We start from the raw sequence: 24657 nt of genomic DNA on the forward strand, positions 1-24657 counted from the left end.
TAAGGCACCGGCACCCTATAGGTACACAAGGCCGTGATGACACGCCCGAAGGCTGTCACCACGGTGCCGGTTGTTGTGATGCAGATTAAAGTTGTCGCGCACCGGAGAGACGTGCCCACCATCGTAACGAATCAGGAGTGACGGCCCACAATGGCGGTTCGAGGCCAGCTGCGCGCACGACGGTTCGGGCCCACGTGGTACAACTGTTCGTTAAAATGTTATAGGTGCCATGGTTCTGGCCTATGCCCCCTAACATGATGGCGTTGGCTTGATTCGCCGCAGCCGTCGGAACGCGCAAAGCCGAACTATGACCAACAGGATTAAAATGAGGGAAGTCATAAACGTGAGTCTGTCCCGTTCCGCTAACCAGCAGCGAGGGCCCTCCGATACTGCCGGCCAGGTCGCCACGCAGATGTGACCATCCCAAATGCCCTCCGTTCTCAACACCGACAACAGTGTGATGTGGGAAGGGGCCCACGCTGGCAATACCAATTTCAGGATCGCCCGCGGCCGCAGAGCGTAGTAACCGCCCATTTTTGAAGCTCGACCAGCGGCCAATAACACCTGAAACGGCACCAAACAGTCCACCGAATCCGGCATTGGCCAATCCGCCTTCATTAAAATTGTGGCCGTTAATCACATTGGTAAGTCCGTTTGAGACATAACCATCAACGGCTCCTACCGCCGTTTCAGCGGCGATGGCCAACCCCGTTGACGACATTGAGGCTGTTGCCATACCAATACCGCCGGATATAGCACCAAAGGCAGCACCTATCCCCAACATGGCAGCCCATGAACCTGCATTGAAATCGGAGGTATGGCTAGCCCCGTACGCCGCGCTGCTGACGCCAGCACCCACCAGAGCGCCACCAACCACAGCGCCAGCAACCGCCGTTGTTGTTGCTGATAGCGTAATCCCCGCAATTTCGAGCGGTGCCGCTGCACCGGCTGTCGCAATGGTCAACACCGCGCCCACGACCACCAGTGCGATTCCTGCCAAAATGGCAAAGAATGAGCCCCATGAGAACTTACCGCTAGGGTCGATAAAATAAACAGGGTCATTACCCGCGTAGGTATAGGGGCTGGCAAACTCACCGGCTGGGTCAATGCTGTAAAAACGGCCAACATCCGTGTCATAAAAACGGACTTTAAAGTGGTAGAGCCCAAGCTCTATATCGAATTCCTGTCCCGTGAACAGGTAGTGTAGCGGCCGGCCTTTGGCTTCCCAGGCATTCCCCATCAAGCTACCAAACGGCTGGTAGTTGTATGCCGCAATGGCCTCTCCATCGCACAGCACCAGACGGGTCGACAGAGTATGATCGTTGAGAACAGTGTACGCGGAGCAACCGCGAAAAAAGGCCAACACGCCTTGCTTATCGCAGACATACTCGGTTTGTACACTCCCCCCTTGATCTTTCTCTATCTGGGCCAGTATCTGCCCATCGAGATCCAACAGGTAAAGCGTCTGATGGGCTCCGACTGTCTTCAACACTCGATGGCGACCACCGTCATACTGATAGCGCAGTGTCTTATCTGTCATCACCGTTAGCGCTTGCTGGTAGCGACGATCGTAGAGAATATTGGTAATCCCCCGCAGCGAAGCTCGATTCACATTGCCGTTAGCGTTATACCCCCACTCGCCTTGAATGCCACCCTCGGTATTCTTTAACTTGTTACTGCCGGGGACAAATTGATAATGCGTGTCCTCTGCACCCGATTCCAGTGCGGTAATGTTGTTGTTCGCATCGTAATCGAGGGGGCTATGTGTCCCAAGGCTGTACTTTTCTTGCGCACTATTATGGGCGACGGTCAGTCGGCCCAGCACGTCATAGGCGAACCGATACTGATAGTCGCTGATAAAATCGGCCTGAGCGATGGGGTGTTTGAACTGATTGTGCGTACTAGCAATTTTTCCAGCATAATAAGATGCTCCGTCATACCCCTCCGAGTAGGTGAGCGTCTCATTGAAATACGCATCGTCTATCTCCAACAGCCAGCCTGGGGAGTTGTAGCGATACGTGCGTTGCAGCATATCCTGTGTGCCGGGATGCCAGGTTTTCTCTCTTAGCGCACCATTTGCGTTATAGCGATAGCCAACCAGAGATGTGCCATTGCGCAGGATACCGTTAAGTTGCCCCGCCATGTTGTACTGATACTCAATACTTGACGGCCCCTCAGCATTCTCGGGGAAATGTACCTGAGTACGGTTGCCCAGGTTATCGTACGCGTAGCCGCTGCTGCGCGTACTGTCATCAAATGCAGGTACACGCAGCGTTTTTTGGCAGGTTCGCCCACGGCGGTCATAAATAAAGTGCTCTTCGACATCAGCCTGTTGCGATGTATCATCGTTTTTAGTGAGGATCGTAACGAGTTTACCAATGGCATTCGCATCGCTCCCATCACCATCATAGATCCGTTGCGTGCTCCATAGGCCTTCCGCAGGCAGCCAATCAGGTTCATCAGCATGGGCCCACTGGATGTCTTCCTGCCAGGAAACATTGCAGCACCCTTCCTCGGTGACCCGACCGAGCGCGTCATAGCGCCAGTAAAACAGATATTGTGCCAGCGCGCCGTTAGGATCCTGCATAAAGCGTGGACGATTGGCTTTGTCATAGACGTAACGATAGGACCCCGTACCGTCAGGTTCTTTTTTCTCGACCATTCGGCCCAAAAAGTCGTACGCCATGGTTTGAATAAAACGTTCTTTATTCATGACATCGCTATCGAAATAGTTTGGCAATTCGGTACGCACGCAATTTCCTGCCGGATCGAAATAATGGCGGGTCAACGCATAGTGCCCTACACCTGCATGAGGATCGCCTTCAATGGAAGCGATGATTCGTCCGGTTTTATCGGAATATTGCACTACCGAAAGTTTATCGGGATCGCAAACCACACTCAGCGGATATTCCCCAGCGGGTAAATCGGTGAGTAGCAAACCGTTTGCATTAGTGCCATAACGCGTGACTGTCACACGCTGGGTTTCCGAGTCGGTAATCGCATAACGCTTACCCGGTTTGCCCAGCAAATGAATACGCGACATGGGGGTTTTATCAAAGCAGGTACGGGTATAAGGGAAACCGTCGTCTTCAGGATAACATTGCGAAATTTCGCCGGTGATAACGCCCGTTACCCAATCAATCGACTCAACAAAGGCCGAACGATAACCCAGTAAACCGTCAGAAATAAGGGCTGAACGCGTGATGATAGCCTGGCGTCCCAGAGGGTCGAAGAGGGTCTGATTGACCACCGCCCCATCGTCCTGTTGACGCTGGGTTTGTACTGTTCGTTTCGCGTTATCGAGAAACGCGACGGAAGTCTGAGGAGCAAGCCCGAGGATCGCTGTACGCAAGGCAATTTTACCACCAGAAACCAAACGTGCATTACCATCAATACGGCTACGCAGGCGAACACGAAAAAGGCAGCGACCATCCACCAGGAAAAGCAACACCGAACCGAGTAACGATAACCACAGATCGCGACCATCCAATGTCGATTGTGCAAGGCTTGCCCGTACTTCACCGTTTTCCGTTACCTGCCATTGCCCCTTATCCCATTGCACAGACAACCCGTCACCGACATGAATGCCAATGGCATGCTCGACAGACTGCATCGGTTCGAGGATAAAACGGACTGAGAGACATCCCGCTTGTGCGCCGAGCGTAGATGCTAATGACGCAGGGGTATCCTCTCCATGCGTTAAAGCGCCATTGGCAGCCACCCAGTTCCCCGTAGCAGCCCAGTGCTCACGCCACTGTTCACCCTGACGGAAGTTATCAAAAGTCCCCCCGACGCGCAGGGCCTGAGACAATGTAGCATTCGGGGTTTCGCGATCGAAGGTGTCGCGGTCCATCCGCCAAAGCGATTCACCGCTCATGCTTTGCGGCGTATTATCGGTGCCAATGTCAGCAATCGCCCGGTACCAGCGATCGTACACCGTGCGCTGCACGTTCCCCAGCATATCCAGGGTCGCAATCCGGTGATTAAATCGCTCGTCATACACCGAGGCGCTAAATGTTGCCGCCCCCTGTAATGGTGCAATGGCAATATTATCAATCAGTAATGTCACCCCTGCTGTCGGGCAGGTTAACAGTATCTCCAGCGCAGTCAGGCGTCCCACAATCAAATCGCCGCCATGCACCGGCAGGTGAAAATACTGCCAGCGATCACCTTCACTTGGCAGCGTGTAAGAGCGCTCGCCAACGGTTTTTTCGGCGTGTCCAGTCAGCTTCACCGTAAGTGCCGCCGGTACCGCCCCCTTGCTATCCGTTTTCATCCACCCGCTGATAATCCACCCATCACAGCTGCTTTGTTGGGAGAAAGAGGCCGCCAACCCCACATTCACCCCGCTGCTATTAAGACGAAGGCTGCGTTCTCCGGTGTAGCTATCGTCATCACCAAGGTGCGATTCTAACGGGCTGTGATCGCTCATTTCCCACGGGGAAAATGTCTCATAGCGCTCAAAACCACAGTACCCTGATATCCCCTGTTGGTGCTGAGGCATAGAGAAAACGGCCACGGGGAAACGGTTATTTTTATCGTAAATAATGCGCTTCTGTATCCCCTCTAGGTCTACCGTTTCGGTGGGTAATCCATTCTCCGTCATTCCCTGTATCTGAGACACGTTCAACCAACCGACAGGAGGTTCGTTACCACCAGACTCATTTTCAAAATCAAATTGTTCAGTACCGGCCACCCCTTGCCAAACGTACTCTTTATGTGATGCCCACACCTGACTGGTTTCCCAGTTATTTTTGAAGGTATTTACGGATAACGCTGTGATCTTGTCTGCCGACTGATTGAAGGTTTGTTTCAATGCCCATGGTTGTAGCAGGTTAAGTGCTTTAATGGGGGGGTAAAACTCCCACGCATAGCGTGTCGTTTTCACTTTGACTTCTTCATGGCCGGAAGCATCGTAAGCTCGAGTGATACTCGAGGCTATTTGCCCCATGCCGTTGTAATCACTTTCCACCACACTGTCCACAGCATAGCGGACCTGAATATCACCGTTGTCTAGCACCAGCGTAAAGTGTCTGTCGATATCGTCCACCCGCCAAAAGCGGCCCACGGCAGTTGTCGATAACACGGCGTCCGCTGTCAGCGGGAAGCCAAACTGCGTAAAAGCGTCGCGAATATCCGCTGAAAGCGTGCCAGCATCCAATGCAGATGCCTGGAATCCCGGTAGTGTGAATGCCGCCAACCAGGCTGTTTCGACTTTCTTACGCAGCCGAATATAAACGCCGTATATATTCTCTCCTTCTGGCGTCTGGTCCCAGGCATAGAGATAATGCGTTGTCTTTGCGACAGGTAAACCATCGCCATCGTAAGAGAGTGCCTGATAGATTCGCCCATTAAATAAACTGAAGAACGTCTTCACATTGGTGAAGTCATCCGTATCAGGGTAATCCACCCCGGGCACATCAGGATTGAGTCCATTGAAGAAAATGCTTTCGGTATAACCGTCTTTCCCTTGAAGATCGTTCCTGTACGTTTTTGCTCGTACAAACTGCGCCACCAACCCGCGCGGATCGTACGTTGCCGTTTCCAAATCGTATTGGTAGAGGCTGGCGACAGATTGAAAACCAGTATCAACAACCGCACGACTAACAGAACGACTTACTTGCAAATCGGTCACTGACTGATTGATTACTCGGTGTAAGAGTAGCTCATCGGCACGTGCAAACGTCTCACTCTTATAGGTGATAAACGCTTCGCCACCTGCCAGATTGGTAAAAGCGCTCCCATTTGGCACATAAATTTTTTCGTTCAGCAGCATTGTCGGTTCCCCGACGATGGCACCATCCGCCAGAAACAGCACCCACGTGCTATTGTCATTGCGCAATTGATAGGCAATGTAAAACGGGCTGCGATTCTGAATAGTGACCGTATCTACGGCATCAGGTAGCGAATGGATAAGCTGCCAATCATTGTTGGCATCTTTTCCATATACACGGTTTTTAACAATACAAACGCTGCCACTGATACTTGGTGCTTCCGGCACATCCGTCGCACCACCACTGAAGGCTATCGGTCCATCACTCCACTGCCGCAGATAGGGATCAAAAACCCGAGAGGAAATAAATTCGGTATTGCCCGTTTTTGCAACTGCGATCGTCAGATCCGCACCATAGGCATAGCGATAGTCACTGCCCGCAGCAGGTGTCAGCGCCATGTTGGCGTTCCAGGTCTGTCCGCTGAAACGGAAAATATGTGCACCGTTACCAAAAACAGTCTCTGTGCTGACGCTATACCCTACGGGGTTACCCAGCGCTTTGTCTTGTTCGTAGCTGAATACATTGGCGGGGAGAAACTGATAATTTTTACGCCACTGCACCATCATAAAATCATATTTCGCCACGTCACCAGACACTTCTTTGATGTAAGTCGCAATGGCATAATCAGGCGCAATCGACCAAAATGAACTTTCAGTTGTGATGCTCCAATCAATCGTCACGTTAAACTGCTGCTGGTCGGCTGGCTGCCACAGACGCTGCTGATCGCCGTAGAAGGATCGAATAGTGAGGGACTGGCGCGGCGTGTCGTAGTATGCGGCGAGACAAATATTGTTAATGCCGCACAAGGCAACCTTGTCATAACGCTCTGTGTTTATAAGATTTTCTACCCAACGGCGCGACAAACCATCCCACTGTTGTACCCGCAGTTGTGTCGATCTCGGTGCTTGCATGGCAACAAAGTTATCACCGACACAGAGACTGATTTGGGTAAAATCGTGGTCCAGCAGCGCTTCTGTTGTTTCCCACTCACCGAAACGGTGGGCACTTTGTTTGAACATCATCACTCTGTAACGTCTTAGGTTTAGATCTTTAAACCAGACGACAAAGAAATCTCTTCCTACTCGTACGTTAAAGTCATCAATGTTCAGATTACTGATCGTATCACTCTGCCAGCCTTTCCAGGTTCCGCCCCAACTGTAGGCAGATAACAGTGCATGATTGCGGCCTGCGTTATACCAAGCCACAACGGTATAATCGCTCCCAGACCAGGTCATTGGCGTGTAATCCTGTCCAGGCGAGCGCAATACGGTACAGGTGGAAGAACTCGCCAGTTCCTGTAATGCGTATTCGTAAGACACAACGCCGCCATAAGGTCGAGTAATGCTTTTAATCGCACCAGGGTTGGCTGCGTGGGCATCATCCCAATAACTGAACGTCATTGGCGGTAACGCTGCATTATTGGCATTAAGTTGGTGAATAGCTGTCAAATACCTTTTCTTGAAATTATCATTTTCAGGTTGTTGACTGACATTCAAAAAATCATAATTGAACGTTGTGGTAAACAAGTGTTGCCGTTGTTCGTTACACACATCAATGTGAGTAAGATATTTTTCTTCATATTTAAACTGATAGGCATTATCTTCTGCAGGTGCAATATGGGGAAGTTGAATTTCAAACAATTCTTTTAACTGATAATGTAGCGTAATCGTTCGCCCTAACGAATCAGTGATTGTTTCAACCCGAGACGCGCGTGTATAGAATGCATCTTGGTTACTGCCAATTTGAATGTTTTCATTATTATACGTAAAGGAAACACATTCATTCCATGGACTCTCTATTTTCACCAAATTCCAGGCAACGGGAAAACGCTGCCCCGTCAAATCAGTTGTCGCCCCGATCCAATTATCCCAACAAACACCCCATTGAATACCGTGCAAACCAAAGGTATGGCGTTCACCGTTATCTTTAACTACTTGCCAATATTCATTTTCAGGGGTATCGCTATTGGGGAAATACCGAATATGCCAGAATGAGTACTCTCTCGACTGAAACGTGATAACAGGAGCGCCATTCTCAATAATAAAATTAGTACGATACAGTGGGATGGTCGCGCCATCCACCACAAGGTAGAAGGTATCATCCGTACTGGTTCCAGTATTTTTCGTATCTGCGACAATGCAATCAAATGGCATACTCCAACCCACACCGAGCACATCAGTCGGTGCACTTTGATTCCAACGCGTTATTTGATTGTAATTATTACTTTGATAGAAGGCTTTGACACCAAATTGAAAGCCATTATGACCATTTAATGAAATTATATTAACAGGGAAATTAACATCCCCTCTAAATAAATTCACACTGGAGTCCATATCTCCAATATTTCCGTCTTGCATTTGCAATCCGGTAATCAAGGGTTGTTCGCTGGCTTGCTGTGAGTTCATAAATGGTATCCTGAGTTTACCGGCAAAATCTCCCCCACCCCAAATAAATGGGCAGAGATTTATTAGGGTGTTTTTATTTAGTACGCTATTTATTTACTATACACAGATTTCTTTGCAACATATCAAAAGCAAGCCTTCTTCCTAACCTACGCTTCTGAACGAGGTATAAAAGAATTCTGCATCTTAATGTTCGTTTGCATTACATCCCAACAGGAATATAAAAGAGCCTATAGGAAAAGTAGTTCATCTTAGGGGAAAGTCCACACTATCAAAAAACATTCATACATAAAAACTAAAAAAACCGCATAACTTCATCAATACTGTTGATTTTTAAGCAATGTGGAAAATAAAATTAATGTTGTGTGAGAAATCACCCTGCAACATAATCATCATCTCCATTAAGTAGAGCCCTAATGGCATAAACGTCGTGGGTACCTGTTTTTGCAATCAGACTGAAACGTCATATGAATCAATGAATAATTTCACCCCTACGCATACAGCTCGGAACATACGGAGAGCATATTACCTTTGGTGATAGTGCCAGCCACACAGGGTTGGCATGCTCAGAAGGCTATCCTCGGCATGGTTCACATTGCACACCAGGTATATGCGCTGAAATGCTTAATACAAAATCCATCATTCGTTATGCTATTTTTATCCGTTCTTTGACACCAAATGTCCTGTTTATTGCCCTAGCCGCTCTGCCAACATGGCATTACACCCTCTAATGTCGTATCAAACATCTGGCAGGAACCACTCATTATGCACTATCGTCCGGTTTTAGACGCGCTTCGTCGCTTTGATCCGCCGCACGCGTTGCAAAACGCGAAAGGCCCATTAATCAATCTGGCACTGAATGAAAACAGCCTTGGCTATTCACCGTTGGTCGCGCGGGCACTTGGCGCAGCGCTGACATCCGCCTCGCGCTATCCCTCCACCTTCTGCGATGCGCTGCGAGAAAAGCTGGCGCATCATCACGATATTGACCCGCAGCGTCTGGTATTTGGCAGCGGCATTTTTGAGATCTTGTCGCTGATAAGCGCAGTCTTCGTCAGCGATGGGGATGAGGTGTTGATCCCCACGCCCTCTTTCGGCTGGTATAACCTGACCACGCGGTTGAACGGTGGCACGGTGGTTGCTGTGCCTTTAGCCGAACACGCCATTGACCTCAATGCGGTGCTGGAAGCTATCACGCCGCAGACGCGGTTGATCTGGCTGTGCAACCCGCACAACCCGATGGGAACGCTGGTTGCCACAGACGCATTACAGGCGTTTCTCGCTAACGTCCCCGCCGACGTTCCCGTCGTACTCGACGAAGCATACCGTGAATATGCCGTAGCATCGGATGTGCCCAATGGCATTGCGCTGGCACGCCAGCACGCCAATCTGATTGTGCTGCGTACCTTCTCCAAAGCCTACGGTTTGGCGGGTTTGCGAATTGGTTATGCGGTTGCCAGCGCTGAGACGGCCAGCCTGTTGCATAAAGTCAAAGTGCCGCCCAATGTGAACCATCTGGCCCAAATTGCCGCTAGCGCTGCACTGGACGACAGCGATTTTCTTGCACGCTCTGTCGCACTGGTGCGCGATGGATTGGCCGATTACTATGCCTGCTGTGAGGCGCTGGGATTTGACTATATTCCGAGTTTCGCCAATTTCCTGATGATTAACCTTGAGCGTGATGGCGATGAGGCCGCGAAAGTGTTTTTCGACGCAGGCATCGTGCTGCGCTCAGGCCGGGAAGTGGGCCTTCCCTCGTGGATTCGCGTAACGATCGGCACTGCCGATGAGAACCAACGGGTATTTGACATACTGCATCAATTGGCCGCGCAACGTCCGGCATGACAGGAAATAAAATGGAAATAATCAGAGTGGCAGAACCTTGGCAGCTCGCTGCCGTCCACTACCTCCGTATTCAAGTGGCGTTAAGCCTGGATATTACTATTTCCGGTGAGATCGACGAAAAACCGGGAGATAACTGCGACTATCTGCTGATCATGGACGGTGAAATACCCGTGGCTACCGGCCGCCTGCGTCATTATCACGGGCAGGCAAAATTCGAGCGGATAAGCGTTGCGGTGGGTTATCAGGGTAAAGGCATCGGCAGCCTGCTGATCCGTGAGATGGAAGCCTGGGCGGCAGAATTGGGGTTTACCCAGGTGCTCATCACCAGCAAATGGGACGTGCGACAGTTTTATCTGCAACTGGGCTATCAGACCGAAGGTGACATCATCAAGGGTGGGCTGTTTGCATTGATTCGTGTGACCAAAACGTTGAGTTGAAGACACGCTAACAAAGAAGGGCACCAACGGTGCCCTTTGTTTTTATGCCCAGTTACTCCGCTGTCGTTTTTATCTGCACTCGCGTCTGCCACAGAGCCAATACCAACCACACCGCTCCCGCACTGGCATAGGCCACCGGCGCAACATACATTGCTATGCCCAAGCTATAGCGATCGGACAACTGACCAACGAGTTCCGGGCCAATGACACCAGCAAGACCGGACGTCAGAACGATGGAATAGGCCATGGCGCTGTTACGCAACTGCGGTGGCACTGTCTCCACAATCAGCGTGGTCAAGGTTCCAGCGCTAAAACCAAAGGCAGCAATCCCCGCCGCAATCCCCACCTGCGCATGTGACAACGTCGGGCTACTATAGGCTAATGTAAATGCCAGCGCCGCCAGCAGTGAGGTACTGGCTAAAAATAGCGGAAATCCCCAACGATACTGACGCAATAACAGGCTGGAAAAATACCCGCCAATCAGCCCCATTGGCAATGTATACAGCAACACCTGTGCCAAAAAGCCTGAGGCCTGCGGATTGGTGAGTGCAAAAACGCGATGCAAATAAGCCGGTATCCAGATTTGCACTGACATAGCGATAAAAAACAGCAGCAAAGCAACCGTATGCAACACGTAGGCCGGATAACGGAACACCGCCAGACTGTCTCGTATCCCGGTTTTTTCGGGTGTGGTATTCGCCGTCTGTGCACTATCCATTGCGCCAATGGTCGGCTCTTTTACGCGCAGCAACAGCAACACCAGCACAATACCCGGCAAACCTGCGACAAAAAACGCCGTGCGCCAGCCATACTCACTGGCGAGCAGACTACCCAACGCAAGCGCAGCAGCAGTGCCAATTTTATTTCTCAACATGTATAACGAAAACACCACGTTGCGCCAGCGTGGACGGTAAAGATCGGCCAACCAGCCCGGCGCTACCGTGTTATAGGCCGCCTCACTGAAACCGGTGAGAACGCGCCACAACAGCAAGCCGATAAACCCGGTGGCGAGCCCCGTCGACAACGAGGCCACGCTCCACACCGTCGCGCCGATCAATAACACCGTTTTACGGTTAAAGCGGTTTGCCAACGTGCCCATAATCGGCGCACCAATGATACCGGCCAGGGTGAACATGGAGGAGAAACGCCCCATTTGCTCATCGCTGAAACCAAACTCCGCTTTGATGGGCGTCAACAGGGAGGAAATAATGGCGGAGTCCAACACACACACCACGCCCAACATCCAGATAAACGCCAGCGACAGATGGCTGTTTTGCTGCCAACCGGATGCTGCAGGCAACGCCTGATAATACGAGTCACTCAGTAATTCTTTTTGCGATACCGCCATGGCAATGCCCTCACCAATACTATTTTCAATAATCCATCGGTCGTTATCGCTATTGTTTAATAACCGGTACTGACGGCAAAAGGACAATCCGTGCCACAGATAGATAAAAACAGACTTTCGTTAGCTGTTTTATTGCATTGCTATTGAGGGGATATCCTGATTACATTTTTAGTCATGATGACATCACCACAAAGCACCAGGTGAAAAATGGAATCGCAACGCGCGGATACGCTGTCTTTAAACAGCAGAAACCCTGTCCCGACAAACCAGCCGCTCGGGACCAATGACCGATTTTTTACATTATTTCAAATATCAGGCTTATTACTTTCCTCAGCCAATACATCTATTTTCACCGACGTATTACAGCAACATGTTAATATTGAACCAACCCGACGAGATTGGTCATCCGCCACCATTTCTTATCAGGAACTGCGTTATATTTTTGAGCGTCTTTGGTTAGGGAAAAATAAAGACAGGAGCGCATGTTTATTCAACCATGCAGCGCAGATTACTTACACCAGCTTTGGTGCGATCAGCCTAGCTGCAATGACACAGAACAATGCTGAAGAAAGCATTCGTTTTTGCGCCAAACATTTCCAAACGCCGTGGAGTGCGGTGCCAGAAGCCAACCGTAATGGAGGGCTCAGTCTGCTGCATATTCCCCGATTTTACGATCCTGAGCTGCGCGCGACGCTTGAACACTTTCACTTTGTGAACTGTTTTGCGGTGTCCCGCTCCCACACGCCGGGCATCCCTATTGCTGACAGCGTGCGCTTTACCCGCTCCTGCGGCATTGCCAAATCCACGCTTGAGCACTATTTCGGCTGCCCGGTGTTCTTTGATGAAGGCATCGCACAGATCGATTTTTCGCGCCAGTGGCTTAACCGCCCCATTCCTGCATTGAACAGTACTTTGCGCACACAGGCCGAACGGCTGGCAGCAACCGTCGCGGGCCGTCTGCGGGATAAACACAGCTTACTGGAGTTTTTGCGTGCACATCTGGACACCATTCATTCTGCCGACGACATGGCGCAACGGCTTAGCATCAGCCGCCGCACGCTGGCTCGTGTCCTCGATCAGCAAGGAGCCAGTTATTCCATTTTGTCGCGTGAAGTACGACTCACCGAAGCTCGTCGCCTGCTGCGCAGCGGAGTAACCACACCTGATATCGCCGAACGATTAGGGTTCTCGGACGAACGCAGCTTCCGGCGCGCCTTTAAATCCTGGTGCGGCAGCAGTCCATCCGACTACCGCAGTGGTCAGGAACAGTTTTTACATTCATTAAAATGATCGCCAGTGCCCCTGGTTAGGAGTTGTTATGTCTACCGTGCTATACCCAGAAAAAACCGTCGAACAAACCGATGATGGCGGGTTTCGCCGCCAAAGTAACGCGTTCACCACCCGTTTCGGCCCAGGAAGTCATCAGTTGCCGGTCGAAGCGGGCCGCTATCGTCTGATCGTCAGCGCTGGCTGCGGCTGGTCACGACGCGTCCTTATTTTACGTCGCCTGTTGGGGCTGGAAGCAGCGATTTCCGTGGGATACGTATCCCATCGCGATAGCGACGGCTGGCTGTTTGCGGGTCAGCCTGACGGCGTTGATGCAGTGCTCGGCGTGAAGCGACTCAACGATCTCTATCGACGCACTATTCCTGATTACACCGGGCGCGGCACTGTACCCACGCTGGTCGATGTGAAAACCGGGAAGGTGGTCAACAACGACTACCATACCCTTCCCTACGATCTCGAAACGGCGTGGGCACCGTTGCACAGCGCAACTGCACCGGATCTTTACCCCACCGCGTTGCGCCCCGCCATCGATCTGCTTAATCAGCAGATCTTTGACGATGTCAACAATGGGCCTTACAAAATTCTGTTTGCCAACTCCCTGTTGGCCGCGCGCGTCGCTAAAAATATCTTTGAAGCGCGACTGGCGGATTACGACCACCGTCTGACGACCCGGCGCTACCTGTTTGGGGCGCAGATTACCGATTCCGATGTGCGTTTATTCCAAACGTTGCTGTCCTATGATCGGGGATACCGCCCCAGTCTGCCTCCCGAGCTGGGCACCGCGTTCGCCATCAGCGATTTCCCACACCTGTGGGCCTATGCGCGCGATTTGTTCGCTACGCCGGGCTTTGCCGATGATGCCGATAAGGTCGCTACCGGTTTATTACCACAGGCCGACGGCACCTATCGCTACGGTTTTGGCAGCGATCGCATTGCAAGCGTTACCGACGATGCGGCGTTGGCGCGCTGGCAAGCGCCCCACCAACGTGATGCGTTGAGTGGCTCACCATTGGCCTCCGGGCCCGGCGGTGCGGGCACGGAGCGCTATTGGTCCTGGCTTGAGAGAACGGGCGTGGTGAATTCAACAAACGTATAGGTATTCAATGGCCGCCAAGCCTGGCATAGTAAAGGTCACAGATAACACCTTGAATTATTTGCCGGGAAATCGCTTATGGCGGCCATAAATCGCTGGACGCGGGAACAACTGCTGGTGGCTTTTACGCTCTACAGCCAGATCCCTTTTGGAAAATTGCATGCGCTCAATCCTGATATTATCCATTATGCTGGCCTGATTGGCCGCACACCGTCGGCACTGGCGATGAAGCTGGTGAACATTGCCAGCCTAGACCCTTTTATTATCGAATCAGGGCGTCGCGGCCTGACGGGCGCATCAAAAGCGGATCGTGAATTGTGGCAGGAAATGGATCTGGATAGTGACGCGTTCGAACGACACTGCCAATCCGCGATGGCCACGCTGGAGAAACCACTGACGGCGTTGCAAGACACTCCCACAGCGGATTTCAGCGGCAAAGAAAAAACCACTATCGTCAAAGCGCGTGTCGGACAGCAATTGTTTCGCAAAAGGGTGTTGGACGCCTACGAAAACCGTTGTTGCTTAACCGGTCTGGAAGAACCGATGCTGCTGGTCGCCAGTCACATCCGTCCCTGGAATAACGCGGTTGAACATCGCCTTAATCCGAGTAACGGTTTATGCCTTTCGAGCTTGCATGACAAAGCCTTCGATCGCGGGTTGATAACCTTTAACGAGCATCTCGAATTGGTGCTTTCCCCACGAATCAAGCAGCTAAAAAGTGCAGTAAGTGAAGACAGTTTCGCTAAATATGAAGGACACACGCTAAGACCGCCCATTGCTTTCCCGCCCGATGTCAACCAGCTCGCGTACCATCGCACGCATATCTTTATCACTACGCACTAAGTCACGTTAAACACGCCCCCTAACGCGGGTTATCAGGGAGCGATATGTGTTGCCTAAATCTGGTATTCGGGTTCTAACCGCCGGTAGTAGCGGGCCAGAAAGGCTTTGGTGCGCTCATGTTTCGGATTATCAAACACCTGCTGCGCACTGCCATCCTCAATGATGCGTCCCTTTTCCAAAAAAAGTACTCGATTGGCCACCTGACGCACAAAATCCATCTCGTGGGACACAATGATCATGGTATTGCCCTCCAGCGCTGCCTGTTTAATCACATCCAGAACCTCTGTCACCAATTCGGGATCCAGTGCCGATGTCGGCTCATCCAGTAACAAAATTTGCGGCTCCATCGCCAACGCACGCGCTATTCCCACCCGCTGCTGCTGCCCACCGGACAAGTGGCGTGGATAATAATCAGCACGTTCAGCCAGACCGACCTTTTTTAATTGGGCTATCGCCACCTTCTTTGCTTTCTCTTTCGGGTATTTTTTGACGATGGTTAACCCTTCCATCACATTTTCCAGCGCCGTTTTTTGCTGAAACAAGCTGAATTGCTGGAACACCATCGCGGTACTTTGCCGCAAACGAACCAGTTCACGGCGAGACAAGGTTGCAAGATTGAAAACCTCGCCCGCGATGGTCACTTCGCCCTGTTCTGGCTGTTCAAGGCGGTTGATACAGCGCAGCAAGGTTGATTTCCCTGCACCTGAGGAACCGATAATCGCCATCACGTCCCCTTTCGCCAGATGGAACGAGATATCATTCAGGATGATATCGCTCTGAAAGGTTTTCGATAAATGTTTAATGTTTATCACTGGCTATCGCTTCCTTATTTATCCGTGGTCGCTCAGGTATCCGAATTCGGGCTTCAACCACGTTTATCAGCGCTTCAATAATAATGGTGAGTGCCCAGTAAATCAGCGCCAGTGAGACATACACCTCGAAATAGCGATAGTTGCTGCTCGCCAGGATCTTGCCGCGCGCGGTTAACTCAATCACCGAACAGACAAAGGCTAATGAGGTCCCCTTCAATAAACCAATCAAGGCATTGCCTAACGTGGGCAATGCGACCACAAAGGCTTCGGGGATCGTCACGCGCCTCAACACCTGAAGTGGCGTCATACCCAACGATTGCGCTGCTTCGATCTGCTTTTTATCCACCGATAATAGCGCCGCCCGGATACTTTCTGAGTTATACGCCGCTTCATTGAGGGAAAAGGCCAATAGCACAAACAGCAGCGAGGGAATATCATTAACGCTGTAATCAGTCTGGTTGTAATAATTGTAATATTTTAACAGAATCGGTATGCCGTAATAGGTCAGGTAGAGCTGAACGATCAGCGGCGTGCCACGAATAAAAGAGACAAACACGCCCGCACCGGAATTAAGCAACCAGACACGTTTGATTCTGATTACTGCAATTGCAAACCCCAGAATAACACCGGCGATCATCGAAAACGCGGTGATCAACAGCGTTACCGGTAAATACTCCAGCAACGCCGGGATCTGCGTAAAAACCAATTTTATGTCAAAAATAGTAGGCATTCAGCGCAGACCTTATTTTATTTTGGTGCGTAGTCGCCGTGGAAATATTTCTGGCTGATCGCTGTTATCGTGCCATCCGCGATCAGTTTTTGAAGCTGCGCATTGATGTCATTCGCCAGCGTTTCGCCCTTCGCGCCTTTGGCGATCAGGAAATAGCTGTAGGGTGCACCGATAAGTCCGCTTTCTTCTTTGCTAAGCGGTATCACCTTCAGTTTCAACTGATACTCAGCGATGTACTGCTCCAGCATCGATTTATCAATCAACTGAAAGTCAGCTGTACCACTCTCCACATTTTGTAATACGGGTAACAGTTCCGCTTCGGTGTACTTCAGCTTGACCGGATTCTCTTTGTGTTGCTGGTTATACTTTTCCAACGCGGTGGTGAAGTTGATCCCCGGATTAACTTCCGTGGATTTCCCCAGCAGATCCTTCAGGGAATGAATACTGTCATTTTTTTCGCTGATGGCAATCACAAACTGGTTTTCAAATATCGGCTGGGTAAAAATATATTTTTCTTTGCGCTGTTTGTTTTCAGCGAAGTTATTTGCGCCGACCTGAAAGCGATCGGAATCCAGCCCGGCCAGTATTGAGGGGAATTCAGTGGTAGTAAATGAGACCTTATATTGCGGCAGATGGCTGAACACCGCTCTGGCAAGATCAATATCATAGCCCACCAGTTGATTATCCTTATCAAAATAGGTAAAGGGCCGCGGGCCAGCCGAGGTGGCGATAACGATATTGACCGGTTTATCCGCCGTAGCCGCATTGGCAGGCTCAATGCCATAAAAACCGCCGATAGCCACACCGGCACCCAATAAAAAGAACGATGCAATCGCGTGCTTGGTCATCTGTAAATTCATAGTGATTATCCTGATGGTAAGAAATATGTTGTTATTTTGCGCCCACTCTCATGCGCTATGTTAGTGTTACAACGCGGCTCGCTGATGTGGAAAGTGCCAGAGTGAGACATCAGGCCCTTTTGCCAATACCGTGCCGATGCTTATTCTCAAAGGAGAATAAAACTGTACTTGAAATATTTTTTCGAATTATGCGCGTATCGATAGGCAAAGTTAAATGCAGAAAACAGATATGTTTAGCAAAAAAAAACCTGCGACAACCTTTGTTATCGCAGGTGAATGAAAAGGTTAATTCGGGGTTATTAGAACATCCACTGGAGGCCTAAGGTATATTGCGTTTGAGCGCCGTCATCATGGGCAAAACGGCTGCCCACTTCGGTGTAGACGTTTAGGTGTTTTGCCGTCACCCACTGCAAACCTAACGTGGCACGACCAAAATGTTTATCCGGTGATGCCACCTGCACGCTACGCGCTCCGCCACCATCGCGCGCATGAACGGTAAAACGGTCATTTAATCCATCAGCCAACTCATTGACCCAACTGACTGACGCATAAGGGTGCAGTGAGAATGTAGGATTGAATTCGATATTACCGCGCACACGCCAGCCAAGACGCGCTTCCAGCGAGTTCAGGTTCTGTTTTTCATAGCGAACGGCCGTGCGTAACGATTCCCGGTCATCAAAGCCGTTAATGCGATAATGGGTATAATCCATTTCTACCAACGGGCCCGTGCGCCATGCACCCAGTGAGAAATCATAACCGCTCATCAGACGCGTGCTGACAAACTGGGCTTCTGTTTCACCGCTCAGCGTATTATCCAACAGCACCGGGCCACCCGCAGACTGAATGTGCACATCACGACGGGTATCGATTGAAGCGCGCCCGCCTGAAATATCCCCCGCCGCCCACAGCGGCCCACCGTCATGCCACAGCGAGTAGAGCCCAACTTGCCAGGTGTCACTTTTCAGGTGCCCATCGCGCTCCAACTCATCAGTATTGCGCATAACGCTTAGGCTACCGCCCACAGTGACACTGTCACTCAGTGTATAATCCAGCAGTGCATAGGCCATGACCGCACGCGCATTTTTTTGTGGAGCCAGATCGAACCCGGAAGATGGCAGTTGCTGCCCTTCAATCCCGACGGCGCCATCCAGCGATCCTGGTCGACGGGGCAAATCCTGGAGCATCAACCAGCGCTGGCTGTGAAGATCCGCCAACGACTGATGTTGGCGTTTCACACTGTCTTCCATGGCACGCTGCATAGTGGCCGCCGAAATCGCAGAATGCAGACGGTCGGTATCAGAGATTTCCAGCAGCAAGCGTGAGATCAGGCGAGAAACGTCGCTCAGGCGCTGTGCCACGCGATCGGGTCCTAGCGCATCGGTCAGGACTGTTTCGTTGTCTAGGGCGGGGTTATGCCAGGTTGCGCCCCCCGGAATGGCAGGATTAGTGGTCTGCTCATAACCATCTAAATCACCGATCTCCCAGTTGGTCGCCTCCATATACAGCACCGGGATGTTAAAGGCATTGTTGAAACTGTCACCATCGCTGCAACAGCCGGTACCGGCTGGATACTCACTATTAAGACCCGGGTTGGTAAACAGTTCGATGCCAAGCTCTTTGGCGATTCGAAAGGTGTGTTCGCGCAAACTGGTCAGCGCAGGGTTTGCTACGCTATTTTCACCCGCATGGGCATAGAGCATATCGCCGGTGATCATGCTGTCCATGTTGATCATCGCCTTGAGATTGCCGTCATAGCCTTCGGTTCGCAATGCATTGACCAATGCCTGCGAGCCACGCAGCCCCTCTTCTTCCGCACCAAAAGCGGCAAATACCAGGGTTTTCTCTGTTTGCACGCCGCTGAAATTACGTGCAATTTCGGTCAGAATAGCAGCACCAGATGCATTGTCGTCGAGCCCTTGTAGCGTCGGACGATTGAAGTAAGTGTCAAAATGCGCGCCGGTGATGATGTAATCGCTGCTTAACCCTTGGTTGTAAACCAGCACATTCTGCGATGCACGTGAGGTGCCCCCAGCCGTCCAGGTAAAGTCCTGCCTGACGGCGGTATATCCTGAGGACAGCATACGCTGCTCCATCCAATCCGCAGCGCCGGCAAAATTATCGGTACCGCGATAGCGTCCAGGGTAATCATGGATCAGACGATCCACGGTCACCTGTGCATAATCGCCATAGTCCACCGCCCATGCGGAAGAAGAAAGACACGCCAATCCCACAGCCACTGCTATTTTTTTTATCATATACTGCTACCTCTTGTTATTTTTGCCGGTGTAACAGTTTCCAGCGTAAGGGTTTATGCAGTTTTTTGTTAATACGTTAATAATATGAAACATTAGGAAACAATCAGCCTGAATGCGGGGTTAGTGACGCTCCATATCCTCAATAGAGACTGAACCATCTGCACCACACTGTTTGCGTTCCGCTAACCAGCACCCCATCTGGTCGGGAGCCATCGGTTTGGCAAACAGGTAACCTTGCGCCACCGGATAACCCTGCTCGCGCAGAAAGCGATTTTGCGCCGGTGTTTCAATACCCTCAGCCACCACGGTCAAGGACAGGCTACTGCCGATCCCTAAAATGGCGCTACTCAACGCCCGCGCAGCTTCATCCGCCTCTAAATCGGCGACAAAGCTGCGATCCAGTTTCAGCTCGGTTACCGGCAAACGGCGCAGATAGCTGAGACTGGAATAGCCGGTGCCGAAATCATCCATCGACAGACGCACCCCCTGCTCACTCACTTCAGTGATGGTTTTCATGGTGTTGGGGTTGGTATCAAGTAGAACGCTCTCGGTAAGCTCGAGGGTTAAATGCTCCGGTGACAACGCATGACTGGCGAGTGTAGACGCAATCATGCGTGGCAAATCGAGATTGTGGAAACTGGTAGGTGACAAGTTAACGGAAACCGAGGGCACTGGCAGTCCTTCATCACGCCAGGCGGCCAGTTGGCAGCAGGCTTCCCGCAGCGCCCAGCGACCCAAATCGGCGATCAATCCACAATCTTCTGCCAGCGGAATAAAGCGCGTCGGCGGAATACTGCCAAGTTCCGGGTGCGTCCAGCGCGCCAGCGCTTCCACACCGTACAGTTTCCCGGTTGCCAGCTCAATTTGTGGTTGGTAGTGCAAAGAGAGCTGATTGAGTTTCAATGCCTGACGCAGTGCGGTTTCCAACACAAGACGCTCTTGCGCTAGTTGATTCATTTCATTGCTGTAGAAACGGGATTGCCCGCGCCCGCCACTTTTGGCCTGATACATCGCCATATCGGCGCGATGCAGTAGCGTATCCAAATCCCGGCCATCAGCCGGAAACATGGCGATCCCAACGCTTGCGGATATCGACACGCTGGTACCCAGCAGCACCATGGGTTCTGCCAATATTGACTGGATTTGCTCGACGCTATCACCCACCTGGGCCATACCGCATCCAGGCAAAATCACTACAAACTCGTCACCGGAAAGTCGCCCGGCAATGTCCACTGCCCGCAACTCATGGCGCAAGCGAGCGGCTACTTGTCGCAACAATTCATCCCCTGCGGGATGTCCGAGCGAATCGTTGATTTTTTTGAAGCGATCGAGATCGATAAACAAAAACGCCATCTCGTCGCCATCGCGGGTGGCGGCAGCAATGGCCTGATCGGTAGTGGCTTCGAGCAGGCTTCGGTTAGGCATTCCTGTCAAACTGTCGTAGAACGCCAGTTGCCGCATACGCTGGCGTTCATGCTCACGTACCAGCGCCAGCGCACATAAATGGGTACAGGCGTCGATCAGGCCTTGATGAAACGTTCTCGCCATGGTGTTGCGCGGCGTGCGAAAATAGAGCGCGAAGGTGGCGATAACCTGCCCATGGTTGTTGCGAACCGGCGTAGACCAGCAGGCGATATAACCGAGCGGCAGAATCAACTGGCGATAACCGTCCCAGAGTGGATCCGTCGCAATATCATCCACAATCACCACGTCGTTGCGAAATGCTGCGGTGCCACAGGATCCGGCTTTTGGCCCTATAGGGCTGCCGTCCAGTGCCTGAGAATACACATCGGGCATACTGGGCCCAGCCAGAGGATGCAGTTTGCCGTAATTATCGACCTCTAAAATAGTGGCCGCAATATCGGGTGCTATACGCTCCACTTCACGACACATCAGATTAAGCACTTCCGACAGCGGGCGTTCTGCGACCAACGCCTCCAGAGCCTGATGCTGCAGCACCTCATGCATCTTGGCGCTGGTAATATCGGTGAGCGTCGATACGGTGTACAACAGGCTGCCCTCGGCGTTCATCACCGGATTCGAGATCACTTTTGCCCAATAACGCTGCCCATGCTTCCCTACCAAAACCTCTTCTCGTTCGAACGATTTGCCCGAACGCAAAATAGTGCGCAACCCTTCCACCATCACACTATCTTGTTGGGGTGAAATCAACGCTATCGGCCGTTGCCCTATGGCTTCGTCTGCCGTCCAACCAAACATATGCACGAAACCGACGTTGACATAGATAATCTGCCATTGCGCGTCGCTGATCAGCACAGCGGTATCCGTCGCATCAGCCACCAGCGATAAACGCCGCAGCCGTTCATTTTGATCGTGTTCGTGCTTGACTCTGGCGCTGACGTCCATAGCAATTTTCAGAATATGCTGCACCTCGCCATCCTCACCCTGCACCGGAATATAGGTGGCTTCAAGCCAAAGTTGAGCACCATCGCGGTGCTGACGCGCAACCAGGTCGGAATGGGACTCGCCTCGACACAGACTGTCCCAAAACGCTGCATATACCGGGCTGTTGGTAAACGCCGGAAAACAAAATTGGCGGTGATCCCCCCCCAAAATCTCATCGTCACGGTAGCCAAACAGCGAAAGATAGTTTTGATTGACTCGACGCAACCTACCGTCGAGATCAAACTCGGCAATCGCCATAACCTGATCCAATGCGTTGAATTGCTGCGCAATGACCTCGGCAGAGAGTGATTCGGCTCTGTTAAGTGCTTCAAACATTGTTTTAGCTCCTCATTATATGAACCGCGATCGTCCCTTATCAGAGGCTCCACGCCAAAAAAGTTAATTCCAGAGGTCATCCCCATAAGACACAAATAAAAATATCATTCATATGCAAATATTCAGCATAAAACGCACGTTATGTTTTTTTTGTCATGTGGAAAAATAACTTTTTCACAGCAAATAGCGGTGATAACACACGTTAACTCGATCCATGAAATAAATAATTTTTTGACATTTTTTGTTAATTAGCATGCTAAATATTCAGTCATTTCATAATGATAAAAACTTATCATGCCATAGCAACGCCATTCATAGACTGTATAAGTATGGTACTAAACTGACATAAGGCCATTTTTCTATAAAGAAGCCGATTACCCTGCCGATAGAGGTATTAATAAGGAAAACCAATAAATAATATGGATTTATCTGCCTAATAAAACGGCAGGTGGTGTGAGGGTACTACGTTGTAAGTGTTATCTGCGGCTGCCAAGGATGGGCGGTTGGTGAGTCATCCCTCCCTTCCTGCACCTTCAGACTGCACGCTTGAATAACGCCGACATTTCCTTATTGAAACACTATGCCAGCGCCTTAGTGTGACGCTTGATTTGCCTGAAAATGAGAGAAGAGACTACACCATGAAACTACGCACTCGGATTATGCTGCTTTGCGGCGCAACACTATTGGGTCTTTTGATTTTATCTGCTGTCGCGTTGAATACACTCTATTCTTCGCTGATGAAAGAGCGCACCAGCCACCTGACAACGCTGGTTGAGTTAGCGCAAGCCTCCGCGCAAAAAGCGTATGACCGGGAAAAAGCGGGTCAGATCAGTCATGACGAAGCAATGGCCGAAGCAAAACGTGCCATTGGCAGCTTTCATAAAGATACGCGCTATTTCTTCGTGCTCGGCTACAGCGATGACGTGAACTACGTTCACCCTGATGCGAAACGCGTCGGTATTGTTGATGCCAACGGTGGCCGGGAATCCGGCGTGCGTAACCGTGATGCGCTTAAGCAGGCGGCCCAGCAGGGCCAAACGCTGGCTTTCACCTCGGGTAAGGGCATGCGCCCCGGTACCGACGGCTTGGTGGATAAACTCTACGGCATCACGCGCTTCGAACCTTTCGACTGGATTATCGGCACTGGCGACTATATTGATGATATTCAGCAAACGTTCTGGCGCAATGCGCTGATGCTGCTGGCGCTCGTTGCCGTATTGATACTTGCCACTACGCTGTTGGCTTGGAACATGTTGCGCACGTTGTTACGTCAATTGGGTGGCGAGCCGCAATACGCAGTAGAAGTGGTACGTGAAATCGCCGACGGCAACCTAACCGTTGAAGTGCAAACGCGTCCAGGTGACGACAGCAGCATTTTGTTTGCCATCAGCGCCATGCGCAATAAACTTGCCGATTTGGTAAGCCAGGTTCGCAGCAGCACCCACTCTATCACCACCGCATCGATGCAAATTGCTTCCGGCAACGAAGACCTGTCATCACGCACTGAATCGCAAGCCAGTGCGTTGCAGGAAACCGCCGCTGCCATGGAACAGCTCACCTCTACGGTGCATAACAACGCAGAGAATGCCCGTAATGCCAATACGTTGGCACAGTCGGCCTCCGACGTCGCTATTCGCGGCGGTGATGTTGTTAAACAAGTGGTGAATACCATGGACTCCATCAACGGCTCATCGCGTAAAGTGGTGGACATTATCGGTGTGATTGACAGCATCGCCTTCCAGACCAATATTCTGGCATTGAACGCCGCCGTTGAAGCGGCACGTGCCGGTGAGCAAGGACGCGGTTTTGCCGTGGTCGCCACCGAAGTGCGCACGCTGGCACAGCGCTCCGCATCAGCCGCCAAGGAGATCAAGGGTCTGATCGATGACTCGGTATCCAAGGTGGATGAAGGCACCACGTTAGTGAAACGCGCCGGTGTCACCATGAGCGAAGTGGTAGAAAGCGTACAACGCGTGACAGCCACCGTTGCCGAAATCAGCGCCGCCAGTGCAGAACAAAGCTCGGGTATCGAGCAAGTCAACCTGGCAGTCGCGCAGATGGATCAAAGCACGGAGCAAAATGCCGCACTGGTGCAAGAAGCACTGGCCGCTGCCAAATCGCTCAGCGATCAGGCTCAGGGTTTGTCGCGCACCGTGGCTCAGTTCCGCGTTGACGACGGCACGGACACCCTTCCCACGTTGGCACGGTTGAACTAAGCCGAAAACCGCC

13 protein-coding genes are annotated in these 24657 nt (G+C 51.3%); 6 read left to right on the plus strand and 7 right to left on the minus strand.

Going from position 1 to position 24657, the window contains the following annotated elements:
• Positions 1-85 precede the first annotated feature (85 nt).
• Positions 86-7927: an RHS repeat domain-containing protein gene (locus J5224_RS09580; RefSeq protein WP_264625158.1), complete on the minus strand. Its 7842-nt coding sequence runs from the start codon at positions 7925-7927 to the stop codon at positions 86-88.
• Between the two features lie 1014 nt (positions 7928-8941).
• Between J5224_RS09580 and hisC the strand changes: the two genes are divergently transcribed.
• The gene (gene hisC / locus J5224_RS09585; RefSeq protein ID WP_264625159.1) at positions 8942-10021 is read left to right on the plus strand and encodes a histidinol-phosphate transaminase; all 1080 of its coding nucleotides are present in this window, start codon (positions 8942-8944) and stop codon (positions 10019-10021) included.
• Between the two features lie 11 nt (positions 10022-10032).
• Complete coding sequence (locus J5224_RS09590) at positions 10033-10458, plus strand: GNAT family N-acetyltransferase (protein WP_264625160.1); 426 nt, start codon at positions 10033-10035, stop codon at positions 10456-10458.
• Positions 10459-10510: 52 nt separating this feature from the next.
• Here the strand turns inward: J5224_RS09590 and J5224_RS09595 are convergent, their stop codons facing one another.
• The gene (locus tag J5224_RS09595) at positions 10511-11806 is read right to left on the minus strand and encodes an MFS transporter (RefSeq protein WP_264625161.1); all 1296 of its coding nucleotides are present in this window, start codon (positions 11804-11806) and stop codon (positions 10511-10513) included.
• 207 nt (positions 11807-12013) lie between these two features.
• On the opposite strand from J5224_RS09595, the gene J5224_RS09600 reads away from it, so the two are divergent.
• From J5224_RS09600 to J5224_RS09610, 3 genes are all read left to right on the plus strand, one after another.
• Positions 12014-13096 carry a helix-turn-helix transcriptional regulator gene (locus J5224_RS09600; protein WP_264625162.1) on the plus strand — a complete coding sequence of 361 codons (1083 nt, stop codon included), beginning with the start codon at positions 12014-12016 and terminating at the stop codon, positions 13094-13096.
• Between the two features lie 28 nt (positions 13097-13124).
• On the plus strand, positions 13125-14189 hold the full coding sequence (locus J5224_RS09605; RefSeq protein WP_264625163.1) for a glutathione S-transferase: 1065 nt from the start codon (positions 13125-13127) through the stop codon (positions 14187-14189).
• A gap of 75 nt (positions 14190-14264) precedes the next feature.
• Positions 14265-15029 (plus strand): HNH endonuclease, encoded by a 765-nt coding sequence (locus J5224_RS09610; RefSeq protein ID WP_264625164.1) that lies wholly within the window; start codon positions 14265-14267, stop codon positions 15027-15029.
• 53 nt (positions 15030-15082) lie between these two features.
• On the opposite strand, the gene J5224_RS09615 is transcribed toward J5224_RS09610, so the two are convergent.
• From J5224_RS09615 to J5224_RS09635, 5 genes are all read right to left on the minus strand, one after another.
• The gene (locus J5224_RS09615; protein WP_264625165.1) at positions 15083-15841 is read right to left on the minus strand and encodes an amino acid ABC transporter ATP-binding protein; all 759 of its coding nucleotides are present in this window, start codon (positions 15839-15841) and stop codon (positions 15083-15085) included.
• Complete coding sequence (locus J5224_RS09620) at positions 15828-16571, minus strand: amino acid ABC transporter permease (RefSeq protein WP_264625166.1); 744 nt, start codon at positions 16569-16571, stop codon at positions 15828-15830. The genes J5224_RS09615 and J5224_RS09620 overlap by 14 nt, the downstream gene beginning before the upstream one ends.
• Before the next feature lie 17 nt (positions 16572-16588).
• Complete coding sequence (locus J5224_RS09625; protein WP_264625167.1) at positions 16589-17431, minus strand: transporter substrate-binding domain-containing protein; 843 nt, start codon at positions 17429-17431, stop codon at positions 16589-16591.
• 299 nt (positions 17432-17730) lie between these two features.
• On the minus strand, positions 17731-19686 hold the full coding sequence (locus tag J5224_RS09630; RefSeq protein WP_264625168.1) for an autotransporter domain-containing protein: 1956 nt from the start codon (positions 19684-19686) through the stop codon (positions 17731-17733).
• A gap of 120 nt (positions 19687-19806) precedes the next feature.
• Positions 19807-22428, minus strand: a complete 2622-nt coding sequence (locus tag J5224_RS09635; RefSeq protein ID WP_264625169.1) for an EAL domain-containing protein — start codon at positions 22426-22428, stop codon at positions 19807-19809.
• A 638-nt stretch (positions 22429-23066) separates the two neighbouring features.
• Here J5224_RS09635 and J5224_RS09640 point away from each other — a divergent pair.
• Entirely contained in the window at positions 23067-24644 is a 1578-nt protein-coding gene (locus J5224_RS09640) for a methyl-accepting chemotaxis protein (RefSeq protein WP_264625170.1), read from the plus strand.
• Positions 24645-24657 lie beyond the last annotated feature (13 nt).

This window comes from Candidatus Symbiopectobacterium sp. NZEC135, from assembly GCF_025962695.1.

Bases quoted from the DNA above. Each gene is read 5' to 3' on its own strand.
- J5224_RS09580 (WP_264625158.1), bottom strand. From the start codon at position 7,927: ATGCCATTTGATTGCATTGTCGCAGATACGAAAAATACTGGAACCAGT.
- J5224_RS09625 (WP_264625167.1), bottom strand. From the start codon at position 17,431: ATGAATTTACAGATGACCAAGCACGCGATTGCATCGTTCTTTTTATTG.
- J5224_RS09605 (WP_264625163.1), top strand. From the start codon at position 13,125: ATGTCTACCGTGCTATACCCAGAAAAAACCGTCGAACAAACCGATGAT.
- J5224_RS09600 (WP_264625162.1), top strand. From the start codon at position 12,014: ATGGAATCGCAACGCGCGGATACGCTGTCTTTAAACAGCAGAAACCCT.
- J5224_RS09635 (WP_264625169.1), bottom strand. From the start codon at position 22,428: ATGTTTGAAGCACTTAACAGAGCCGAATCACTCTCTGCCGAGGTCATT.
- hisC (WP_264625159.1), top strand. From the start codon at position 8,942: ATGCACTATCGTCCGGTTTTAGACGCGCTTCGTCGCTTTGATCCGCCG.
- J5224_RS09595 (WP_264625161.1), bottom strand. From the start codon at position 11,806: ATGGCGGTATCGCAAAAAGAATTACTGAGTGACTCGTATTATCAGGCG.
- J5224_RS09590 (WP_264625160.1), top strand. From the start codon at position 10,033: ATGGAAATAATCAGAGTGGCAGAACCTTGGCAGCTCGCTGCCGTCCAC.
- J5224_RS09610 (WP_264625164.1), top strand. From the start codon at position 14,265: ATGGCGGCCATAAATCGCTGGACGCGGGAACAACTGCTGGTGGCTTTT.
- J5224_RS09630 (WP_264625168.1), bottom strand. From the start codon at position 19,686: ATGATAAAAAAAATAGCAGTGGCTGTGGGATTGGCGTGTCTTTCTTCT.
- J5224_RS09620 (WP_264625166.1), bottom strand. From the start codon at position 16,571: ATGCCTACTATTTTTGACATAAAATTGGTTTTTACGCAGATCCCGGCG.
- J5224_RS09640 (WP_264625170.1), top strand. From the start codon at position 23,067: ATGAAACTACGCACTCGGATTATGCTGCTTTGCGGCGCAACACTATTG.